This window comes from Thalassoglobus polymorphus, from assembly GCF_007744255.1.
Classification (GTDB): domain Bacteria; phylum Planctomycetota; class Planctomycetia; order Planctomycetales; family Planctomycetaceae; genus Thalassoglobus; species Thalassoglobus polymorphus.
Window position 1 is genome coordinate 6122350 of sequence record NZ_CP036267.1, and the last position, 21965, is coordinate 6144314.

A 21965-nucleotide genomic window follows, 5' to 3' on the forward strand; every position below is an offset into this window, starting at 1 on the left:
GTGATCTTCACGCGAACGAGTAACAGAGAGGTTTCTAATAACGTTTGCCGCTTAAGGTAAAAGAAGACGTTTCGCAGTACGCCTGAAGGGTGCTGCGAAACGTCAGTCTTCGGAATGTGATGGGCTTGTAGATTAATACTCGCGGGCTTTGATGATTCCCGGCATTGGAATCGGGTACTTACCCTGTTCGTTGACTTGAACTGGGGCTGGTCCCTCGGGGGTCATCTTGTCGACATTCGGAGCGAATTCGTGTTCGCTGTTGAGCATTTGATCGTAGGTAATGATCTGGCCGGTGTGGGCGGCCATGCGTCCCATGGATGTCACCAGGCTCGCCGCAACGCCACGTTCCACTTCGTTGTATTCGCTGTCGTCACGAATTGCAGCGATCAGGTGATCCCATTCAAGTTGGTAAGGTGTGATCTCCTTATCGGGATAGGCCCAGACCTGATTCTCTTTGGTCATGTTCTGATTCTTGAAGATTCGTGAACGGGCCGGGAAGTGTGATGATGTCGAAACGATGGCAGAGCCTTTCGTTCCATGCACGTAGCTGGCAAATTCCTGATGGCAGCCAACCATGTTTCGTCCTTGCATGAAGAACTTTGAACCGTCTGCGAAAGTGTATTCCACGTCATAGGTGTCGAAGTTCTGATCGACGAAGTCGCCACGATAATGACGACCGCCGAGAGCTTTGGCTTCGACAGGCCAGGCGTTTTTCATCCAGCAGGTTTCGTCGATGTTGTGAATCAGGAAGTCGCTGAAGGCTCCCCCACTAGCCCACAAGAAGCCGTGGAAGTTTTTAATTTGATACATCACTTCTGGAAGTGATCCATCGTTCGGCGGAGCAAAGGCGGAACCAGTTGGACCGACCATGCGGTAAGCACGCATGTGAATCAAGTCACCAAGCTGGCCATCCTGAATCCGTTCGAAGAGTTCTCCTCGGGCCTCGCAGTGCCGGCACATCAGCCCGACGCCAACTTTGAGGTTCTTCTCTTTTGCCTTCTTGTTGAGATCCAACATTCTTCGCGAAGATGGGCCATCCGCAGTGACTGGCTTCTCCATAAAGACGTTGAGACCTTTTTCGATCGCGTAGGTAAAGTGAACCCAGCGAAACGCCAGCGGGGTCGTCAAGATGACAACGTCTCCCGGGCGAAGCTTGTCCATCGCTTGCTTGTAAGCTTCGAAGCCGATGTGTCTGCTGTCTTCCGGAACCTGAATCTGTTCTCCGTGCTTGCCGGAGAGTGCGCGATGACTCGTCGAAAGGCGACCTTCGAAAACATCTGCCATCGCCACGAGCTTGATCGGGCCGTTCTGCACTGAAAGAGCATTCGAAGCAGCACCGGTTCCGCGACCCCCGCATCCAATCAACGCAACTTGGATCGTGTTGTCTTCATCAGCGTAAGCCTTGGGCATTGTCATTCCGGCGATGGCAGTGACAGCCGCAACCTGACCGGTCGTTTTTAAGAGTTCTCGCCGTGAGAGCGAGTCTTTCTTTTGTTCGGGCATTATTTATGACTCCAAGTGTTGATATCGATGCTGTTTGATGGAAGTAATGTAGCACTTTCGCATAAATTCCAGCTTCGTGCAAAGCAATCGTTAATGTTCACGCAGTCCTGCAGACACATTTCAGGTGTCCGGCGAACTATCCAAGACCTTCAAAATCTGTTCAGTATCCAATCAATAATATGAGCAAACAAACCCGCTGGCAATTTTGGATCGACGTTGGAGGAACTTTCACGGATTGTGTCGCCTGTTCGCCGACAGGAATTCTGAAGACGTATAAGACCCTCAGCTCGGGGATTGTCAAAGGTCAGATCGAAACCTGCGATCTGAATTCCATGACAGATTCGCTTCGTCTCGGGGAACCAGATCGTTTCTGGAACGGTTGGAAGGTCACGGTCTTCAGCAAGGAGGATCGCAGTCCTGTTTACTCTTCGACGGTTCAGAACTACGACTCCCGCACAGCCACGCTGACACTTTCAACTCCACTTTCGAGTTCCGTGAAACCGGGGGATCAATACGAACTTCAATGTTCTCTGGAAGCTCCCGTGATTTGTATTCGTGCAATTCTCGAACTCCCGAGCGGTCAGCCGATTCCTCCGGTCGATATCCGAATGGGGACCACGCGGGGGACGAATGCATTATTGGAAAGGAAGGGGGCTCGGACAGCTTTCATCACCACGAAAGGCTTTGCAGACCTGCTGCTGATCGGGAATCAGGATCGTCCCGATCTGTTCGACCTGAACATCAAGAAGCCGATGCCTTTGTACGAGGTCGTAATAGAAGCAGAAGAGCGGCTCGCTGCCGATGGAGCAATTCTGACACCTTTGAATCGTCTCCGAATTCAAGAGCAACTCCGTGAGTTGAAAGCGAGTGGAATCGAATCGGTCGCCATTGCGTTGCTGCATGCGTATCGAAACTCCGAACATGAAGAAGCAATTGAACGAATCGCACGTGAAGTTGGCTTCAAAGAAGTGAGTCGATCCAGTTCGGTCGCAGCGACCATCAAAATTGTGCCCCGAGCGGAAACGACCGTTCTCGATGCCTACTTGACTCCGATCCTTCGGCAATACGTTGCCAGTATTCGTGATTCATTGACACCGGAAAGCACCCTCAAGCTGATGACTTCACATGGTGGGCTTGTCGATGGTTCAATGTTCACCGGGAAAGACTGCATTCTTTCCGGACCGGCAGGAGGCGTTGTTGCCTTCGCGAAAATTGCTGAGGCTGCCGGGTTCCAACAGGCGATCGGTTTTGACATGGGAGGAACAAGTACGGACGTCTCTCGTTTCGGTGGGGCATTTGAGATCGAACGTGAAACGACAAAAGCGGGTGTACGCATCGCTTCTCCAACGTTGTCGATAGAAACCGTTGCTGCCGGTGGAGGGAGTATTTGTAGTTTTGATGGAATTCAACTTCGAGTCGGTCCTGAAAGTGCCGGAGCAAATCCCGGCCCTGCCTGCTACGGTCGCGGTGGTCCTCTCACGGTGACAGATTCGAATGTTGCACTCGGTCGAGTCTTGCCAGAACAGTTTCCGTTCCCTCTCGATCGAGAAGCTGTGAATGATCGGCTCACGGAGATTTGCAAGCAGATTGAGGCGACTACGAACATTGTCTACACGCCGATGGAGCTGGCTGCGGGATTCATTGATATCGCCAATGAGACGATGACGCGTGCGATTCGAAAAGTGTCGATCCAGAAAGGCTACAATCCACAGGACCATCTGCTCGTCAGTTTTGGTGGAGCGGGTGGTCAGCATGCCTGTGCCATGGCGAAGAGTCTCGGAGTTCAGAGCATTCTGGTCCATCCTTTCGCTGGAATCCTGAGTGCGTACGGCATGGGGCTGGCGGATGTGCGGAAGCGGCAAGAGACGACGATTCTCCAGAAACTTTCCGAGGCAACTCTTTCGCTCGCTGAGGAAGCTTTCCAGGCCATGCAGGAACAACTGAGGCTGGAGATTCAGGGCGAAGGGATTTCAGAATCTGACATCCTCCCCGCTGTTCGGTCGCTCAGCTTGCGATACACCGGACTTGATTCGAGCATTGAAATTCCTGAACCAGCAGATGGTGACTATGCTGCTGCTTACGAGACGCAGCACGAACAACTCTTCGGCTATCGCCATCGTGATCGGGCAATCGAAATCACCACAGCAAATGTGGAATTGATCGGAAACATTTCGCAGCTCATCTCGACTCCGGCACCTCAAAAGTCTTCGCAAAAGCAGGCTGGCCTCTCGACTAAAATTTGGTACGGAGAAAAGGAACTGGAGGCTGCTCTGTTTCTTCGGGAGAGACTTTCGAGCGACAATATGATCCCGGGGCCAGCGATTCTCTGCGATGCCGGTTCGACGATTTGGATCGAACCCGGATTCACCGGTCGCGTTCAGCCGGATGGTGCGGTTCTCATTGAGCAGACTGAAGTTCAGGAAGCTCAAACAATGGAGACCCAAGACAATGCTTCAGTGGGCGAGCCAGATTTAATCTTGCTGGAGATTTTCAATAATCAGTTCGCTTCAATCGCAGAGCAAATGGGTTTCACTCTGCAGCGGACATCGGTTTCGACAAATGTGAAAGAACGGCTTGACTACAGTTGTGCAATTTTTTCAGCGGAAGGAAATCTGGTCGTCAACGCGCCGCACATTCCGGTGCATCTGGGCGCGATGGGAGAGACTGTTCAAACCATTCTGCGAGATTGTCCTGATCTCAATCCCGGTGATGTCATCATCACGAATGACCCTTATGCCGGGGGATCTCACCTGCCGGATGTGACCGTCGTCACGCCGGTTCACGAGAGGCAAACTGGTGAGCTTCTCTTTTTGACCGCAAGCCGAGCCCATCACGCAGAGATTGGCGGCATCACCCCGGGGAGCATGCCCCCCTTTTCGAAGAACCTCGCGGAAGAAGGGGTGTTGATCCGTCAATTCAAACTGGTCGATGGGGGCGTGTCACAAGAAGATCAACTTCGAGCACTGCTTGAGTCTGGTCCATTCCCGTCCCGGAACGTGGCTGACAATCTTGCAGACATTGCTGCCCAGGTGGCTGCTAATAAAATTGGTGCTCGACTTCTGTTGGAGTTGATCGATTCCCAAGGACGCGAGACTGTTCTGCGTTACATGAAATCGATTCAGGAGACCGCACGGAAAAAAATGGAGCGAGCGCTCTCCGGAATTGAAAACGGAAAATACTTCCGGAAAGATTATCTCGACGATGGCTCGCCGATCTCTGTTGAGATCACGATCGATGGTTCGCGGGCGACAATTGATTTCTCTGGGACCGGACCGGTACTCAACTCGAATCTGAATGCGAATCGTGCCATCGTCACGGCGGCCTGCATGTATGTGTTTCGAAGTCTGATCGAAGAGTCGATTCCGTTAAACAGTGGAGTTCTGGAACCGCTGGAAATTGTCTTACCAGAGTGTTTGCTGAATCCACCCGCTCATCAAGATCCTGTACACTGTGCAGCGATGGTCGGTGGAAATGTTGAAACGTCGCAGCGAGTTGTTGACGTCCTTTTAGGGGCTCTCGGCAAAGCGGCGGCCAGTCAGGGAACGATGAATAATCTGACGTTTGGTGACGAAACGTTTGGTTACTACGAAACGATTTGTGGGGGCGCAGGAGCAACTGCCGACTCGCCCGGAGCGAGTGCCGTTCATACACACATGACGAACACACGGCTGACAGATGTTGAAGTGATCGAGCATCGATATCCGGTGCGAATCCAGGAGTTCAAAATTCGTGACGGGTCAGGGGGGGCTGGAAAGAATTCTGGTGGCGATGGGATTGTTCGTAAGTTCGAGTTTCTCGAGCCACTGAAAGTCTCTCTGCTCACACAGCGTCGAGGCGAATTTCCCCCATTCGGTTTGGCTGGGGGAGAGGCGGGCAGCATCGGCAGAAACATCTTTCGCAAGCAGGGAGAGGAAAGGAGCCTCGATGTCGGCGGCTGCGTTCACCTTGACGTTTCCTCCGGCGACACGCTCATGATTCAAACCCCCGGCGGCGGTGGATTTGGGGCCTCGGAGGTATCAGGCTGAGAGACCATCTTCCAAGCTGTTGCGTCTGCCAGGAATTACCTGATTATGAGAACAGGTCTGGCTTTTCATCAGCGAATGGATGTAGAGGACGTAGCGTTTTTTTCTTTGGGAGTGCATTGAGCAAGGCCCCGGCAATGCGGAGATCATCTTTAGTGGTGATCTTGATGTTCATTGACGAGCATTCCACGATAGAAACAGCATGGCCGGTTTTCTCGATGAGTTGTGCTTCGTCGGTGGCGTTGAATTTATCTCTTTGCTGGTAGGCGTCGAGAAGAAGTTTTCGCTCGAAAACCTGTGGGGTCTGGGCTTCCCAGAGTGCGGTCCGTGGGACTGTTTCTTCGATGAAACCTTTAGAGGCACGTTTGATGGTACCCCGGATGGGGGCTGCGGGAATCGCAGCTCCTGACTTTTGAGCTTCCTGAAAGACGGCGTCGATCCAGTCAGTTGTGATGAGCGGTCTGGCGGCATCGTGGACAGCGATGTAGTCAACGTCTGCGTTGACGAGGCTGAGAGCATTCTGGACTGAGTCTGCTCGTTGGTCTCCCCCTGTCGCCACTTGGATATCCATGAAGGCGAGGTTGGGGCGAAACTTTTCTTTGAACCATTCGAGGTCATCAGGCGAGACGACAATGATGACCTGGGTGACATCCTTGTGAGCGAGAAAGGGTTCGGCGGCACGCAGCCAGACTGGCTTGCCGTTGAGATCAATGAACGGCTTTTTTCTTTTCGAATCGCCAAAGCGAGTACTGCGACCAGCAGCTGCGAGAATCACTGCAAACTTTGCCATCGCGAAAACTCCGAGACACAACGTAAGAGAAGTAAGAGGAGTGACCTGCCGGTTTACCCCGCTTGGATTCGATCCTTCAGGGTATCAATTAAATCCTTCAGTTCCCAGGTTTCCGACGCGACCCGAATTGTTTCCTGCAGCTTCAGTTGCTCCGAGACTTTTTTTTGTGCAGACATCACCGTGCTGTGGTTCCGTCCGCCGAAGTATTCGCCGATCTCGCTGTACGGAGCATCTGTTAATGTCCGGGAGAGGTACATGGCGAGCATTCTTGGTTGTGAAACACTCTGCTTTCGGGTTTTGGATTTGAGCGTTTCTTCTTCGATCCCAAAGAGCGTGCAGATTGCCGTTTCAATATCCGCAATCCGGATCATCTTCATGCAATCGCGTTCAAGCCTGTTGAGAAGTCTCTTTGCCAGACTGACAGTGACCGTTTTCTTTTCCATTCGAGCCCAAGTGGCCAAAATGTTAACAGCCCCTTCAAGATCGCGTCCGTTGTTCAGGAATCGCGAAGCGATGTATTCCACGACCGGCTCAGAAAATTTGGCCCCTTGTCGTATCGCATGGCGACGAACAATCTCCTGGCGGGTTTCGGTTTCTGGTTTCTCCAGGCGGAAGACTAATCCTGAAACAAATCGGCTGACCAGCTCTTCCGAAGTTCTCCCCAACAATCTTGGGTGGCGGTTCGAGGTGACAACGACTTGTCGGTTTTCTGATTCGAACTGTTTGAGTGTGTGCAGGAATTCGTCCTGAATTCCTTTTTTCCCATCCAGAAAATCAACATCGTCAATGAGCAGAACATCCGCGCTGCGGAACTTCTGGCGGAAGCTCGGGAGTGTTTTTGCGCTGAGCGCCTGAGTGAAGTAGTTCGTGAACTGCTCCGCTGTCAACGAGAGGATTTTCAGTTGCGGATCTTCTTTACGAAGTTGCAGTCGCGTCGCTTCGAGCAGGTGCGACTTGCCGTTCCCCACATTGGAATGCAGGTACAGCATGGCGACCGAATCGGGCTCATGAACGAGTTGATGGATTGCAGCAACTGCAAGTTCGTTGGATGGGCCAGTCACGAAGTCGGACAGTGGGCGCGGACGACCACCACGCTTGCGTTTTTTCGCAACGTGGGGCTGAGCGGTCGTTCGAGAGAGAGCTTCAACCGGTTGGGCTTCAGCAGCACTTGCTTCCGGGATTTCCGAAAGCCTGACTTCCTGTCCCACTTCAAAGCGAACCTCTGCAGCAGGGCCGAGGACCTGCAAGAGGATTCTTTGGAGCTCATCTCCGAACTGTTGCTGGATCCATTTCACCAGGTAGGGACCCTGGACGTGGATCGTCAGTTCTGAACCTTCAAGTTCTAATTTTGTTGTCCCGCCAAACCAATTCTGGTACCTCCTGTTGCCTAGCGATTCCTGCAACAGTTGCCGAATCGCGCCTATATTCTGATCTATCGATGATGGATCGGGCAGCATCTTGCGACCCTTCTGTGCGCACATTTTCTCTGACTGTATTCACCGAAACGGTCTACCACAAAAAAAGATGGCCAACAATCCGTTGCGACTTCACAAGGAAGCGCGGGGGAGAATCGTGAGAGAAAAGAAAGGCACGAAAGTGACAAAGAACCTGTCAGTCATGACACGGTTCATGGATGGAAAACTTACTCAACATGAGCGATACTACAAACGAAAACGAGTTCGTCAATTGTAAACGAAGTATGAAGTCTTGGGAATTTTTTATGGAACATCCTGAGTGCTTTGATCCACAAGGATTGCGCCGATTCTCTTTTCTGCACCAGTTTCAATGCGTGTTGATAAACTGTCGATGATCGATGCGCTCTACTTTTAAGAGATCCAGCGGTTGCGCTGATCGGGCCGACTTTCAGAGGCCACGGTGAGGCGACGCTCTGTTAAGTTGGTGTGATGATCTCGGGGTGAAGCGAGGGCTCGCTGCATCAGCGTATGGACTTGTGGAGCGTACTTCGGGAACAAGAGAAGCATTGGGAATGTTCTAATCCGATTTCATCTGGCACGGGGCTCAGTAGAGAGTCGTACGTTTCTCTGAGTCCTGAGAAGTCGATGGTTCGAACTGTGGCTTGCAAGAGATAGCACGGTTGAACGGGGGCGCCCTGTCAGTTTTGGAGGGGCTGTTGAAAGTGGCTACCGCGAGAGTTGGTCGGTAACGAAAAAACCCTTACCTGCTCAAGACCGGTGACGGTTGAAGCGGGTAAGGGTTTGGGGTACTTCCAGAAGGAAGGGACTCCTCTGATTTGCTCAAGATTTCTTTTTCGCGAACCGTTTTCCAATGGAGCATTTCAGGCCATCAGGGTGAGTGTTCGGAAGAAGAATCTCGACAGGAGTTACACCATTTCTTTCAGCTTTTTGAGAGCAGTCACTTTGACAACTTTACGCTCAGGCTTCGCTGAGATCATGATTTCTTCGCCAGTACGAGGATTGATTCCTTTCTTGGCAGGTTGTGCTTTGCGTGTTTTCTTTGCAATTTTCAACAACCCTGGCAAAGTAAAGATTCCTGGGCCTTTGGCGCTCAGGTTCTCTTCGATCATTCCCTCAAGAACTTCAAGGAAGCTGATCACATCTTTTTTTGCCATGCCAGTACGTTCAGTCAACTCGTTGAGGAGTTGGGTTTTTGTAAGTGGCTTTTGTGCGGCGGGTGCTTTTTTCGCCATCGTGGATCCTTTCAAATGGCGGCCAATTCGGACCGATAGTCAATGAAACAACTCGGTAAGTAGAATTCGGCACAACGACAAAGTCAATTGCGCTGCATCGGGAAACTGCATTATTTCCTTGCTTTTTCCGCAAAAAACGTGCGGTGAAACAAGAATTCAGGCCATTTCAGGTATTCCGTACCTGAAATGGATCGGGAATCGGACTACGCAGACAGGTATCCTTTGGACTCCAGGAAGGCGATAACTTCGTCGGCAAGATCGTCGATTTCCTTAGAATTCGAGTCGAGAACCAGCTCTGCTTTTTCGGGAGCTTCGTAAGGAGCATCAATCCCTGTGAAGCCTTTGATTTCGCCAGCACGGGCTTTTTTGTAAAGACCTTTAGGGTCTCTTGCTTCGCATGTTTCCAACGATGCGTCGACATAAACTTCGACGAATTCTCCGTCAGTCAAAAGCTCTCGCACGGCATCGCGGTCTTCTCTGTAAGGTGAAATGAAGGCTGTCAACGTGATGAGACCAGCGTCGGAGAACAGCTTGGAGACTTCACCGATGCGGCGAATGTTCTCTGTGCGGTCTTCTGCTGAAAAACCAAGGTTTTTGTTCAGTCCCATGCGGATGTTGTCGCCATCGAGCAGGTAAGTGTGTTTGCCCATTTCCGCCAATTTGTGGTCAACGGTGTTGGCGATGGTGCTTTTTCCTGATCCACTCAAGCCAGTAAACCACAAGACACAACTCTTCTGCCCCTTCAATTTCTTGCGGTCATCAGAGGAAACTCGGTGGTCGTGCCAGTGAACGTTTGTTGCTTTTTGATCAGCCATTTCAGTCTCTATCTGTGAAGTGTGAATATAGTCGCATTAATCAGGCGACATCCTAGGGGATGCCCGGCTCGGTTGAAAGCGATTTCTCTATCCGTTCTCAGACTCAATACAATCCAACTTCAGCCCAGGGAACCGGCGAAACCCTGTAGAACTTGTCGCCTCACCGGTGGAGTCTCGTCCGGAGAGTTGATAAATTAACGCTCGAGTAGTTTTCGAATAGGTGTGCGAGATCTGCCTCGTGGAGTTCAGCGCTTTCCTGAAAGAACCATTTCTTCACGGGCACAAAGTATGAAAGTGGTCTGGCGAATCCGCCTTGTTGGATTGAAACGACTCTTGAATTTTTTTGGAGATCGGATCAATCGTGTTTTCTTGATGAGTGAGTGAATTGTGAACGAACCAGATTTCAACAAATCAGAACTAATTCCGGTTATCGCTCAGGACGAATCATCGGGTGTGGTTCTCATGCTGGCATACATGAACCGTGAGGCCTACGAGGAAACCCTCAAAACAAAGCGGGTCTGTTACTATAGTCGCAGCCGTCAAAAGTTGTGGCGTAAAGGTGAAGAGAGTGGCAATGTCCAGGAATTGAACGCCATCTATTTTGACTGTGATGCCGACACGCTTTTGGTCAAAGTGAAACAGGTTGGGGGCGCCGCATGTCACGAAGGTTACCAAAGTTGTTTTTTCCGCCGAATCGATCCAGACACAAAAGCTCTCACCGTTGAAGGTGAACGTATCTTCGATCCCAACGAGGTCTACGGTAATAAATAAACAGCGAGAACCAAGTTGTCATCTTCGTTGTCGTTCAGTTGTGGTTCACTTTCAAACTGGTACGAAACCTGAGTTTGACCACACACTGTTCGAATGAGTTCGCACACCTGTTGAAGTCTTCGATAAATAATTACGACTCCATTTTGAATAAGCGTCAATCATGTCTGATAACCTATTAAAACTTGGGATTCCAGCTGGAAGCTTGCAGGACGCGACCGCGGAACTGTTCAAGAAGGCCGGCTTCAACATTAAATTCTCTTCACGGTCGTACTACCCAAGTATCGATGATGATGAAATTGAGTGTCTTTTGATTCGTGCCCAGGAAATGGCTCGATACGTCGAGAATGGAATTCTCGATGCCGGCATCACCGGGTTTGATTGGATTCAGGAAACCCAGGCAGATGTGCATGAAGTCAGTGAGCTGGTCTTTTCGAAAGTCAGTCGACGACCAATCCGTTGGGTTCTGTGTGTCCCGGAAGATTCAGAGATTCAATCAGTTCATGATCTCGAAGGCAAACGGATCGCTACGGAGGCGGTCGGGATGACAAAAGCCTATCTGGAAAAGCATGGAGTCAACGCAATTGTCGAATTTTCATGGGGCGCGACCGAAGTGAAGCCACCCCGCCTGGCTGACGCCATCGTCGAAGTGACTGAGACAGGCTCTTCACTTCGCGCGAATGATTTGCGGATTGTTGATGAGGTTCTGCAAAGTACGACTCGACTGATCGCCAACAAGACTTCGATGAAAGATGAATGGAAATCCGGAAAACTGAAAGCGATTGCGTTGATGCTGCAGTCGTGCCTGGCAGCCGAAGGAAAAGTTGGTTTGATGATGAACGTTCGTCGATCTGACCTTTCCAAGATTCTCGATGACCTGCCTGCTCTCAAAGATCCCACAATCGCCTCGCTCGCAGATCCGGATTGGGTGGCTGTGAATACGATCATTGAAAAGTCAGTTGTTCGTACCATCATTCCAGAATTGATCGCAGCCGGTGCAAACGGAATCGTGGAGCACCCCATCACAAAGATTATCGATTAGAGCAGTTTGCTCTTTCGTGTGCCCGTGAACAGGCTCAAGGCGTTCCGTTTCGCTGTCATGACGAAGAGTGTGGCTGGAGTTCGTTTTTGATTTTCTACGAACGTTCCTATACTTCAGTGACACTGAACACTTGTTACGGAACGGATTCGGAATGGCTGCTGCTGATATTGAGATTCGAGGAGCTCGTGAGCACAACCTGCGCGACGTCTCGATTACGCTTCCCCGGAATCAAATGATATGCATGACCGGGGTGTCGGGCTCCGGGAAAAGCTCCCTGGCGTTTGACACACTCTACGCAGAGGGTCAGCGACGTTATGTCGAATCTCTTTCGACTTATGCTCGTCAGTTTCTGGGGCAAATGCCCAAGCCGGATGTCGATACCATCACTGGGTTGGCGCCGTCCATTTCGATTCAGCAAAAGGTGACCTCCCGGAATCCACGAAGTACCGTCGGGACGATCACCGAAATCTATGACTATCTCCGCGTCTTGTATGCACGCGTCGGGTTGGGGCACTGCGTCGATTGCGGTCAGCCGATCACCGCCCAGACGATGGATCAAATTCTCGAAAATATTTCCACGCTCGCTGAGGGAACACGATTTCAGGTTCTGTCCCCAATTGTTCAACAGCAAAAAGGTGAGTTTCGCGATCTGTTCACCGACTTGCTTAAGCAGGGCTACCTGCGAGCGAGAGTCGACGGCGAGGTCGTCAACCTTTCCGATGATCTGGGGCTGAAGAAGCATTTCAAACATACAATTGAAGTTGTCATCGATCGGCTTGTCGCTGGAAAGGGGCAACGGACCCGACTTGCTGAAGCGATTGAATCGGCAATATCGCTGAGTAAAGGAATGCTGATCATCTCCACCTCGGGAGACAATCCGACAGAGAAATTGTACTCCGCGAAGTATGCCTGTCCTGACTGTGGAATCAGTTACGAGCCACCCTCTCCGCAACTGTTCAGCTTTAACAGCCCGCTCGGAATGTGCCCCGACTGTACCGGGCTGGGCATGCGGCACGACTTCGTCCTCGATAAGTTATTCACCAACCCGGGGAAGCCGATCTTCAAGGGGGCTCTTGAATTGGTAAAGTCGTTCGGGAAAATTGGCCGTTGGCGGCGTCACATCTTCAAGGGCGTTGCGGAAGCGATCGAACAAGATTGTGATCTGGCTGCCGGTTCGTTTCTGAAAACGAAATGGGAAGATCTCCCCGAACAGGCAAGACAATTTTTCCTCTACGGAATGGGAAAGCGTCACATCACTTATTCGTGGCGTCACTCCGGCGGAGTCTGGAAACATGGCGGAACATGGAAAGGGTACATCCCTGACTTGATCGACGAATTCCATAAAGCCAAGAATCCGATGAGGCGTCGGCAACTCGAAAAGTATATGGAAGTGGTTCCCTGCCAGTCGTGCGAGGGAGAACGGCTCAACCCGCAGGCGCGGAATGTTCGTATCGTTTCAAAATCTGCAGGGAAACTTGGGGTCGATGCTGCTCGCTCTTTGCCGGGTGTTTGTGCATTGTCGGTCGATGATGCCTGCCAGTTCTTCGAAAAGTTGGAACTGGACGCCACGAATGCAATGATCGCTGAGGAAGCTCTCAAAGAGATTCGCGGACGGTTGGGGTTCTTGCAAAAGTGCGGTCTCGGGTACTTGAGCCTTGAGCGGACGGCCCCCACTTTATCTGGTGGAGAATCTCAGCGAATTCGACTCGCTGGGCAAATCGGGTCTGGACTGGTTGGAGTGCTGTACATTTTGGATGAGCCTTCTATCGGATTGCACCCGCGCGACAACGATATGCTGCTCGACAGTCTTCTCGGTCTCCGAGATCAAGGAAATACTGTCGTCGTTGTTGAGCACGATGAAGACACCATGCGTGCGTCGGATTACATCATCGATTTTGGTCCCGGTCCCGGGGTTCGCGGCGGGGAGATCGTCGCGCGTGGGTCGGTTGATGAGATCATGAAAAACAAGAAGAGCGTCACCGGAGCATACCTGTCCGGGCGTTCAGAAATTGCAGTTCCAAAAGAGCGAAGAAAGCCGACCAAGAAGGCGATTAAAATTGTTGGGGCCGAACAGAATAATCTAAAGAACGTGGATGTCGAAATCCCGTTAGGACTGTTCGTTTGTGTGACCGGAGTAAGCGGATCTGGGAAAAGTTCACTTTGCAATGACATCTTATGGCAGGTTCTTAACAAAGAATTGAACAAGGGGAAGGGGACGCCCGGGAAGTTCAAGCGAATCAATGGCTTGCAGCATCTCGACAAAGCGATCGACATCGACCAGTCACCCATTGGGCGCACTCCACGTTCCAACCCGGCAACGTACGTGAAACTTCTCGATCAGATTCGAGATCTCTATACACAACTGCCGCAGTCAAAACTGCGTGGATATCAAAAAGGACGATTCAGTTTTAATGTTGCTGATGGTCGCTGCGAAGCCTGTGAAGGTCATGGAGCGACGAAACTGGAAATGGATTTTCTGGCGGACATTTGGGTTCCCTGCACACTCTGTAATGGCAAGCGGTTCAATCATGAAACACTTGAGGTGAAATACCGGGACAAGTCGATTGCAGATGTGTTGGCAATGGACGTTCAAGAGGGTGTCGAGCACTTCAAAAATCATCCGAAGATTTATCGACTGCTGCAAACGCTGCACGACGTCGGTCTTGATTACATGAAACTGGGACAGCCATCGCCCACTCTTTCCGGTGGGGAAGCACAGCGAATTAAGCTCGCTCGGGAGTTAGGGAAACGATCGACAGGAAAAACTCTCTACTTGTTAGATGAGCCAACGACCGGGCTGCACTTCGCGGACGTTCAGAAAGTGCTGGAGGTCCTGCATGGATTTGTTGAGGAGGGAAATACCGTTCTGGTCGTTGAGCATAATCTCGATGTGATCAAAACCGCTGACTGGGTGATCGACCTGGGACCAGAAGGGGGAGCAGGAGGCGGAAAAGTTTTGGCGACCGGGACGCCGGAAGAGATTGCGAAATGTAAAAAATCCTACACCGGACACGCGCTGAAAAAGATCCTCAGCCCCAAAAAGAAGGCGACATCAGCCAAGGGGAAGCCATCGATCATGGCGCATCGCAATCGACTGGATTCGATGGAAAGCATCACCATTCGTGGAGCGGCTCAGCATAATTTGCAGTCGGTCGATGTGACTGTTCCGCGTGATCAGATGAGCGTTTTTTGTGGTCCGAGTGGATCAGGAAAGACATCGCTGGCGATGGACACCTTGTATGCCGAAGGCCAGCGTCGTTATGTCGAGTCGCTCTCTGCTTATGCAAGACAATTTTTGGGTCAAATGCCCAAGCCGAAGCTGGACAATATCTCAGGACTTTCGCCAGCTATCGCGATCGAACAGAAAACCGTCGGAGCGACTCCGCGCTCGACAGTCGGAACTGTCACGGAGATTTACGATTACTTGCGGATTCTGTTTGCCCGTCTGGGAAAGATGTATTGTCCCGATTGCCAAAGCCTTGTGAGTCGACAAACTACTGATGAAATCATCGATCGAGTCTTAAGTCTGGAAGCAGGGATGCGGCTGTATCTGGCTGCTCCGGTCGAAATTGCGGTCGGCCAATCGTATGAGAAGTTGTGGGATCGGCTCGGGACTCAAGGATTTTTGCGTGTTCGCATCAATGGGATCACGTATCAAATTGAGGATGTTCCGAAGATCGATCACAAGCGAGACTATCTTGTTGAAGCCATTGTCGATCGAGTCAAGGTTGATCCAGATGCGCGAGGAAGAATTGCGGACTCAATCGAAACAGCACTTGATCTGGGACATGGCGTCATTCATCTGGTCCATGTCGAGAAAGAAACTCCCGAGGACAAATGGATCGTTGATCGTCTCAGCTTGAACTACTCTTGCCCAAAATGTGATGCTCATTAGAGCCGTTTGCTCTGGGGGAGTAAGCAGCGAGATCAATCTTTGTACTTCGTGAAATACCAGACCGCCAGGACAATCGAAAATGCAAGCATCGCGAAGTCCACAGGCGAGATATTCTCGTAACGATTGAGGAGTGTATGGATAATGCGCATGTCTAAGATTCGACAGAAAGGATGAAGGGGGGAGCTATCCAGAATGACCTTATGTCAGAGATTGATCTCCGAAGGAGAAAATCTCCGTGGAAAGCAAGTTTTCCCTGAGTGCTCAGTAGCATGATCGACTCTTACGCTACAACCAGCACTGCTGGCCTTGCGTTCTGCCCAAAAAAAGCCTCTTTTCGCACCTGTTTAATTGCTGGGGATTTTCAACGCTTGACGTCCGCGTGAGGGGCATCTGCATGACTTCATAGGGCGCTAGCAATGGGGCAGAATGCAAGCAGAAATTTGAAAAAACAATGTGCCTTAGAGCAGCTTGCCCCACGGTGTGCCCGTGAAGAACGCGTTTCTCTCAGGAGATCGTTGTTCGCCACGAGGCAGAGCCTGAAGACCAAGCCTCGAATTTGCTCCAGGGAAACGGGTCTCCCGGAAAAGGACTGCGCCCGGTGCTTTTGACGTCACTCATCGTCGATTCAGTCTCTTTCGAAGCAAAGCTGAGTATCTTCCGGATCGAATAAGATCGGGAAGAACGCTCCTTCCATTTTTTGACCGGCAGGGATGGCTTCGGTTTTGTCGAGGATCATTTTGTCTTGGGCAGAGCGAGTTCCGTCTTTAAAGACGTTGATCACTGTTGCACGTCTAGGCCCTTCAGTTTTGTTTTCGAAAGAACCGTGGACCATGAGTGGGTGATGGAATGTGCACTCTCCGGCCTGGAGTTCGATGGCAGCCGGCTTTTGAAACTCTTCGACTTGTTCCGGCGAGAGAACTTCACGGATCGATTCCATATCGCCTGCGAGTCCTGTGATCGGCAGCAGTTCCCAGCGATGGCTGCCGGGGATGTAATGCAGACACCCATTCTCTCGAGTGCTCTCGTCAAGGCCCACCCAGCACGTCAGGTGAGCCATCGGTTCGGTCGCGGTCCAGTACGAATAGTCTTGATGCCACGCCACGACACCACCATGTTTGGCAGGTTTGCAAAAGAGCTGATCATGCCACATTCGTACCGTCCCGCCGAGGAGTTGGCTGGCGGGGACAGTGAAAGCCGGGTTCCACAAAATGTCATGAAAGCCCGGTCGAATTCGCCATGCTCCCAGTGCATGAAACAGCACAGAGTTGGGATCGACCGACTCGTTGGTGTGATATTCATACCAGAGATCGGAACCTTCGTGGTCCGGTTGCACCAGTCCGGAAAGTTCTTTACGGAGCGTCTCCAGTTGCCGGTCATCGAGAATACGAATCCCGGAGACATACCCATGCTCATGAAAAAACTGGACCTGCTCGTCGCTGAGTTTGTACTTCTCCCATTCCTCTGGTGATGCTGGTTGAGGAAAAAGGTCGCTGATCGGGTGATGAGTCTGGGCGAGGTCCATGCTGTTGCTTTCGTGTCGTTTCTCGATCCGTCCGAAAACCTCTGGAATAGCGGATTTTCTCAACGCCTGAGAGAGTAGTTTTCAAGGTTCAGGATCAGTTCTAAAATGTTTTTGATGCTGGTCGTGCCCGCGAAGCTCACATTTGTGGCATGGTAGACTGATCGTCACGAGACAGGATGTGACGACCAATATCGAATTTACTCTATCGCATTGTCAAATGAGACACGGCGGGGAAGTGGAGTATGCTTTTGGATGTCGTGTTTTTTGTGAATCATTCATCTGTTGATGAGTAGAGTCTCTTACGTCAGGATTTCCTGAATGACTTTGCCATGGACGTCGGTGAGGCGACGGTTCAGGCCGTTATGATACCACGTTAGCTGTTCGTGATTGAATCCGAGTATGTGCTGTACGGTGGCGTAAAAGTCCCAGACAGAGGTTGGATTCTGTTCTGCCCGGCGACCGAATTCGTCGGTCGCTCCGTAACTGACACCACCTTGCACACCTGCACCCATCATCCAGCAGGTGAAGCCGTCTGGGTTATGATCTCGCCCGGAAGTCCCCTGTTGATGGGTCGGCATGCGGCCGAATTCCGTCGTCCAGAGGACTAAGGTCTCGTCGAGCAATCCAGATTGTTCGAGGTCGCTGAGCAGCGCGGCGGTCGGTTGATCAAAGATAGGGCAGTGTCGTTCGTAGTCAGACTTCAAAGTCTTGTGGGCATCCCAGTTTAAAAGGCCATCCACGCCAGAGGCTCTTGAGGCACAATACAAATTGACATAGCGAACATCGCGCTCTAACAACCTTCGGGCGAGCAGGCAGTTTCTGGCGTAACTGGCCTTCAACGGATTTTCGTCGTCCGTTCCGTATGTTTGGTGTACAACCTGTGATTCACTCTCCAGATCAGAAACTTCCGGCGCTGAGAGTTGCATTCGCCCCGCGAGTTCATAGGCAGCGATGCGGGCCTGTAAATCAGATTCGCCCGGATTGGCACTTGCGAAATTGCGATTGAATCGATTTAGCAACCGGCGTGATGTTGCTTCTTCCTGCGAGGTGAGTCCGTCTGGCTTTTTTAAATTCCGGATTGGTTGTTGATGACTCATCACAATCGCTTGATGTCGTGCCGGGAGAAATCCGTTGGCCCAGTTGGCTTTTCCGTTCGGAGGTTCGCCACGGATGTCGGGGATTGCAACGTATGTCGGCAAGTTTTCGTTTTCGCTTCCGAGAGCGTAACTCATCCATGATCCCGCACTGGGAAAGCCTTCGGTTTCATGCCCAGTATTCATGAAGACGCAGCCTGGACCATGCGTGTTTGTTTTGCTGTGCATTCCATGCAGGAAGGCGATTTTATCGGCATGCTGGCCCATGTGAGGCAGCATGTCGCTGATCATTTTTCCGGTCTCGCCACAAGGGTGGAATCCCCAGGGGCTTTTCATGAGATTTCCATTCTGGCCTTGAAATGAACGGAAATTCTCTTCGCCCGGAAGCGGCTTTCCGTGGTACTTTTCGAGAGCCGGTTTGTATTCCCAGAGATCCATATGCGAAGCTGCGCCTGGGCAAAAAATCTGGAGGACACGTTTTGCTTTCGGGGTATGATGCGATAGCCCGACTCCCGGTTTCCAGGCGGGATCGTCTGCGAAAGCCTGCTTCGTCAGCATCTGCATCAGGCCGACGCCTGCCAGACCGGTCGTCACATCACCCAGGAATCGGCGGCGGGAGACGTTTAGCAGGGAGCTTAATTGTGCGGGATCGGAATGGTGCTTCATGTCGATCTCATATGAAGTGTTTTGACTTGTGGGATTGTTGCAAATCGATCGAGGTTTGATCAGTTCACGTAAATCATCTCGCTCGTGTTGAGGATGACTCGACAATATTTTGCGAGTGAGGTTTGTTGGATCATTTCCTTCGAGGCAGCGACCTCTTCGGCGGAGGGGGATCGGTTGTAGCATAGCGAAAAAATCAACTTGATTTGCTGGTCGAGATTCTCGCCCGTTTCGTTGATCACACGCTCTGCGAGAGCCTTCGACATGTCCATTGTGAAGCTGTGGTTGAGCATGGTCAGTGCCTGGAGTGGCGTGGTTGTTTCAGCTCGCTTGGAAATCGAAAATGCACAATCGGGCTGATCGAACTCCGTCATTAAGTCGACGACCGACGCGCGTGCATTCTGGTGGTAGACCGCACGGCGATAAGTTTCAGGACCATGTTTGTCGAGCGGAGCGTAGGTACAAACGTTGTCCTGCATGAAGTGGTACAGTCGAAATCCGGGTCCACCCATTTTCTTGTTTAACTTGCCGGAGACTTGCAGAATGGTGTCTCGAATCTCCTCTGCGGAAAGTCGTCGGGGAGGAAATCGCCACAAGAGTCGGGCATCGCCATCGACTCGCGCGGCATCTTTCCGGTAGTTGCTCGACTGCTGATACGTTTGCGACAACATAATTTGCCGGTGAATCGACTTGATCTGCCAATTGTTTTCGATCAGCTGATTTGCCAGCCAGTCAAGGAGTTTCGGGTGAGTCGGCTGACTTCCCATGTACCCGAAGTCGCTCGGAGTGTCGACGATTCCTGTTCCGAAGTGGTAGTGCCAGATGCGATTTGCTAACACTCGCGAAGTGAGCGGGTTTTGATTGTCCGCAATCCAGTTCGCCAGCGACTCGCGACGTTCACTTTCTGGAGCCTCCGGTTTTAATTCGTACTTGGCCTCACTCTTTGAGAGAACGGCGAGGCTGGCCGGGACGACTTCTTCACCAGGTCGTTGAGGACTTCCCCCAAGGAATATGTGAAACGGTCCTTTCGCGTCGCTGGCAACACGTTGGCCGACCCAAACGACCGGCAGCGGCGGGATGGCAGCGAGTTGCTGGTTCACTTTTGCGAGCTCACGTTTGAGTTCAGCGACTTTCTGGCGATGCTCTGGCGTCTCTTCAAGAGTTCGTAAGCGATGGTCTCGATGCTGCGAGTTGAGCGGTTTTCGATCTTCCGAGTTCGCAATAACGGTCCATTCTTTTCCGTCGAGAGAGGACTCGATTCGGTATTCGCCAACGAAAGCAAATTTTCGTTGTGCAGGGTTCGGTTCGTCACGTGCACTCGAGAAAAAGATGCGTTGAATGGTTGTCGGTTGTGGAAGTTCGATTGTGAGTGTGCCACCGGTGGCCAGGAATCGTTCGCCTGTTTTTCCATCGATTGCGATTTGTGGTCCGTAGGCTCCGGGGAAGTCTTCGATGTGTCGGCTGGCTCCGCTTGCTTTAGCTCCCTGCGATGCCAGTGCGACATTGCGTGACGGTGATTCTTTCGACCAGATTTCGAATTCGTCGATGCCAAATGAATTTCGATTTCTGAAATTCGAATCCTGTCCTTCTGAGATCAGGCGAACAAATTTGACGCTGACCGGCTCGAAGGTTTCCTCGCAGCCGAGTCGGCTGACCGGTTCTCGCGTCCACTTCTTATCGTATTCGGCGAGCTTCGTAAGCCCTTGTTGAAGGATGTTCTTATTGAGTTCTGCGAGTTGCTGCGTCAGTCGGTCTCGCTGTTGTTGCAGCGGTTGAACTTTCGCCTGATGCTCCTGCTTTTCTTGATCGGTCGCGACAACGCGGCGTCCGTGGCGAACTCCTGAGAAGGTCGCGTACCAGGAATAATAATCTCGCTGCAGAATGGGATCGAATTTGTGATCATGACAGCGAGCACATCCAACCGTGAGTCCCAGGAACGCTTCGGCGGAGGAGCGAATCATCTCGTCGATGGTATTGGCTCGGATTTGGGCCGCTTGGTCAGCATCCTGATTTCCAACATCGTCGTATGGGCCAGCGACTAGAAAGGCTGACCCGATTTCACTTTCTGGATTCCCCATACCGATGACATCACCCGCGAGATGTTCTCGGATGAATTGGTCGAACGGTTTGTCTTCATTGATGGATTGAATCACATAATCACGAAACGGCCAGAGGTCATTGATGAGCACATTTCGTTCGAAGCCGTTGCTTTCTCCGAAGCGAACAACGTCCAGCCAATGGCGACCCCAGCGTTCACCGTAATGTGGTGAGGCAAGGAGTCGATCGAGAATTTTTCGATAAGCTTCGGGGGAATCGTCCTTGAGAAAATGGTCGACCTCTTCCGGTGTTGGCGGTAATCCAGTTAAGTCGAAAGTCGCCCGGCGAATGAGTTCGCGTCGAGTTGCCGGCGGATTTGGAGAGAGCTTATTCTCTTTGAGTTTTGCAAAAATGAAACGGTCGATGGGGTTCGTGTTCCAGTCTTCTGGTGCTTGTTCGTGCATCGATGGAGTGATAAGACTCAGAGGCTGTAGCGACCACCACGACCCGTCTGCTTTCGATTTCTCGCGGACGAGCACATCCTCCGGCCATTTCGCACCTTCAAGAATCCAACGCCGAAAGATGTCGACTTCATCTTTCGTGAGCGGTTCACCTTCCTTGGGCATTGCCGGCCGTGTCCCGTCGGAGGACGAAATTTGATCAAGCAGGTAACTGGAGTCCGGATCTCCAGCACTCAGGTAATTGTTCTGAATAAGGTGCTCAGCAGACTCCAGGGAGAGTTCCCCTTTCGGGTTTCCGGGGGAATGGCAACGAATACAGTGCTTCTCCAGCAGGGGAGCGACCTCCGTTTCGAAGTTGACCGGCTTATCCGCCTGGACATTTGCTGGAACGATGAGCAGGATCAAGGTCAGTTGACTGAACAGTTTTCCGGACATTCTTTCTCGCATCAACAGTTCATCCCGGGCAACTCATGGTTACCTTCTGAGAGAGGACTTCGCGTCCGTGTGGTTTTTTTGCATCGATGTGCTTCGATTTGTTTTTGAGTGTATCTTCTGCTGATGCCAAATTCAAAACGGCGACCATTTCGCCATCTTTGTTGAACTCAAAGTTTCTCCACGACTTCGCATTTCATTCTTCCCAATAGAGTAGCTACCAGAAGAGAGCCACCAGAGAAGTTGACTCTTC

General features: G+C 51.5%; 11 protein-coding genes and 1 pseudogene. 4 read left to right on the plus strand and 8 right to left on the minus strand.

Features of this window, described 5'->3' with window-relative positions; genetic code table 11:
* Positions 1-132: 132 nt before the first annotated feature.
* The gene (locus Mal48_RS22250; RefSeq protein WP_145205125.1) at positions 133-1503 is read right to left on the minus strand and encodes a Gfo/Idh/MocA family protein; all 1371 of its coding nucleotides are present in this window, start codon (positions 1501-1503) and stop codon (positions 133-135) included.
* A 179-nt stretch (positions 1504-1682) separates the two neighbouring features.
* On the opposite strand from Mal48_RS22250, the gene Mal48_RS22255 reads away from it, so the two are divergent.
* Entirely contained in the window at positions 1683-5528 is a 3846-nt protein-coding gene (locus Mal48_RS22255) for a hydantoinase B/oxoprolinase family protein (protein ID WP_145205128.1), read from the plus strand.
* Positions 5529-5571: 43 nt separating this feature from the next.
* On the opposite strand, the gene ispD is transcribed toward Mal48_RS22255, so the two are convergent.
* The 4 genes from ispD to cysC form a co-directional block, all read right to left on the minus strand.
* Complete coding sequence (ispD, locus tag Mal48_RS22260) at positions 5572-6315, minus strand: 2-C-methyl-D-erythritol 4-phosphate cytidylyltransferase (protein WP_145205131.1); 744 nt, start codon at positions 6313-6315, stop codon at positions 5572-5574.
* A 53-nt stretch (positions 6316-6368) separates the two neighbouring features.
* The gene (gene dnaA, locus Mal48_RS22265; protein ID WP_145205134.1) at positions 6369-7796 is read right to left on the minus strand and encodes a chromosomal replication initiator protein DnaA; all 1428 of its coding nucleotides are present in this window, start codon (positions 7794-7796) and stop codon (positions 6369-6371) included.
* 860 nt (positions 7797-8656) lie between these two features.
* Positions 8657-8983, minus strand: coding sequence for an HU family DNA-binding protein (locus Mal48_RS22270; RefSeq protein ID WP_145205137.1), 327 nt, complete (start codon positions 8981-8983; stop codon positions 8657-8659).
* A 203-nt stretch (positions 8984-9186) separates the two neighbouring features.
* The gene (cysC, locus tag Mal48_RS22275) at positions 9187-9798 is read right to left on the minus strand and encodes an adenylyl-sulfate kinase (RefSeq protein ID WP_145205140.1); all 612 of its coding nucleotides are present in this window, start codon (positions 9796-9798) and stop codon (positions 9187-9189) included.
* A gap of 387 nt (positions 9799-10185) precedes the next feature.
* Here cysC and hisI point away from each other — a divergent pair, with 387 nt between their 5' ends.
* From hisI to uvrA, 3 genes and pseudogenes are all read left to right on the plus strand, one after another.
* Positions 10186-10569 carry a phosphoribosyl-AMP cyclohydrolase gene (hisI, locus tag Mal48_RS22280; protein ID WP_145205143.1) on the plus strand — a complete coding sequence of 128 codons (384 nt, stop codon included), beginning with the start codon at positions 10186-10188 and terminating at the stop codon, positions 10567-10569.
* Between the two features lie 160 nt (positions 10570-10729).
* Positions 10730-11608 (plus strand): ATP phosphoribosyltransferase, encoded by an 879-nt coding sequence (hisG, locus tag Mal48_RS22285; protein ID WP_145205146.1) that lies wholly within the window; start codon positions 10730-10732, stop codon positions 11606-11608.
* Positions 11609-11759: 151 nt separating this feature from the next.
* Positions 11760-15425 (plus strand): annotated as a pseudogene (uvrA, locus tag Mal48_RS22290) (excinuclease ABC subunit UvrA); the annotation flags it as partial.
* A 703-nt stretch (positions 15426-16128) separates the two neighbouring features.
* Here the strand turns inward: uvrA and Mal48_RS22295 are convergent.
* From Mal48_RS22295 to Mal48_RS22305, 3 genes are all read right to left on the minus strand, one after another.
* A complete protein-coding gene (locus tag Mal48_RS22295) occupies positions 16129-17025 on the minus strand; it encodes a phytanoyl-CoA dioxygenase family protein (RefSeq protein WP_145205152.1) in 897 nt (298 codons plus the stop codon).
* A 299-nt stretch (positions 17026-17324) separates the two neighbouring features.
* Positions 17325-18785: a DUF1501 domain-containing protein gene (locus tag Mal48_RS22300; RefSeq protein WP_145205156.1), complete on the minus strand. Its 1461-nt coding sequence runs from the start codon at positions 18783-18785 to the stop codon at positions 17325-17327.
* A 59-nt stretch (positions 18786-18844) separates the two neighbouring features.
* On the minus strand, positions 18845-21715 hold the full coding sequence (locus tag Mal48_RS22305; RefSeq protein WP_231739789.1) for a DUF1553 domain-containing protein: 2871 nt from the start codon (positions 21713-21715) through the stop codon (positions 18845-18847).
* Between the last annotated feature and the right edge of the window lie 250 nt (positions 21716-21965).

What these genes read in the sequence shown, in the direction of transcription:
- Mal48_RS22255 (WP_145205128.1), top strand. Translation starts at nt 1,683, where the DNA reads ATGAGCAAACAAACCCGCTGGCAATTTTGGATCGACGTTGGAGGAACT.
- dnaA (WP_145205134.1), bottom strand. Translation starts at nt 7,796, where the DNA reads ATGTGCGCACAGAAGGGTCGCAAGATGCTGCCCGATCCATCATCGATA.
- Mal48_RS22300 (WP_145205156.1), bottom strand. Translation starts at nt 18,785, where the DNA reads ATGAAGCACCATTCCGATCCCGCACAATTAAGCTCCCTGCTAAACGTC.
- cysC (WP_145205140.1), bottom strand. Translation starts at nt 9,798, where the DNA reads ATGGCTGATCAAAAAGCAACAAACGTTCACTGGCACGACCACCGAGTT.
- Mal48_RS22250 (WP_145205125.1), bottom strand. Translation starts at nt 1,503, where the DNA reads ATGCCCGAACAAAAGAAAGACTCGCTCTCACGGCGAGAACTCTTAAAA.
- Mal48_RS22305 (WP_231739789.1), bottom strand. Translation starts at nt 21,715, where the DNA reads ATGTCCGGAAAACTGTTCAGTCAACTGACCTTGATCCTGCTCATCGTT.
- Mal48_RS22270 (WP_145205137.1), bottom strand. Translation starts at nt 8,983, where the DNA reads ATGGCGAAAAAAGCACCCGCCGCACAAAAGCCACTTACAAAAACCCAA.
- hisG (WP_145205146.1), top strand. Translation starts at nt 10,730, where the DNA reads ATGTCTGATAACCTATTAAAACTTGGGATTCCAGCTGGAAGCTTGCAG.
- Mal48_RS22295 (WP_145205152.1), bottom strand. Translation starts at nt 17,025, where the DNA reads ATGGACCTCGCCCAGACTCATCACCCGATCAGCGACCTTTTTCCTCAA.
- ispD (WP_145205131.1), bottom strand. Translation starts at nt 6,315, where the DNA reads ATGGCAAAGTTTGCAGTGATTCTCGCAGCTGCTGGTCGCAGTACTCGC.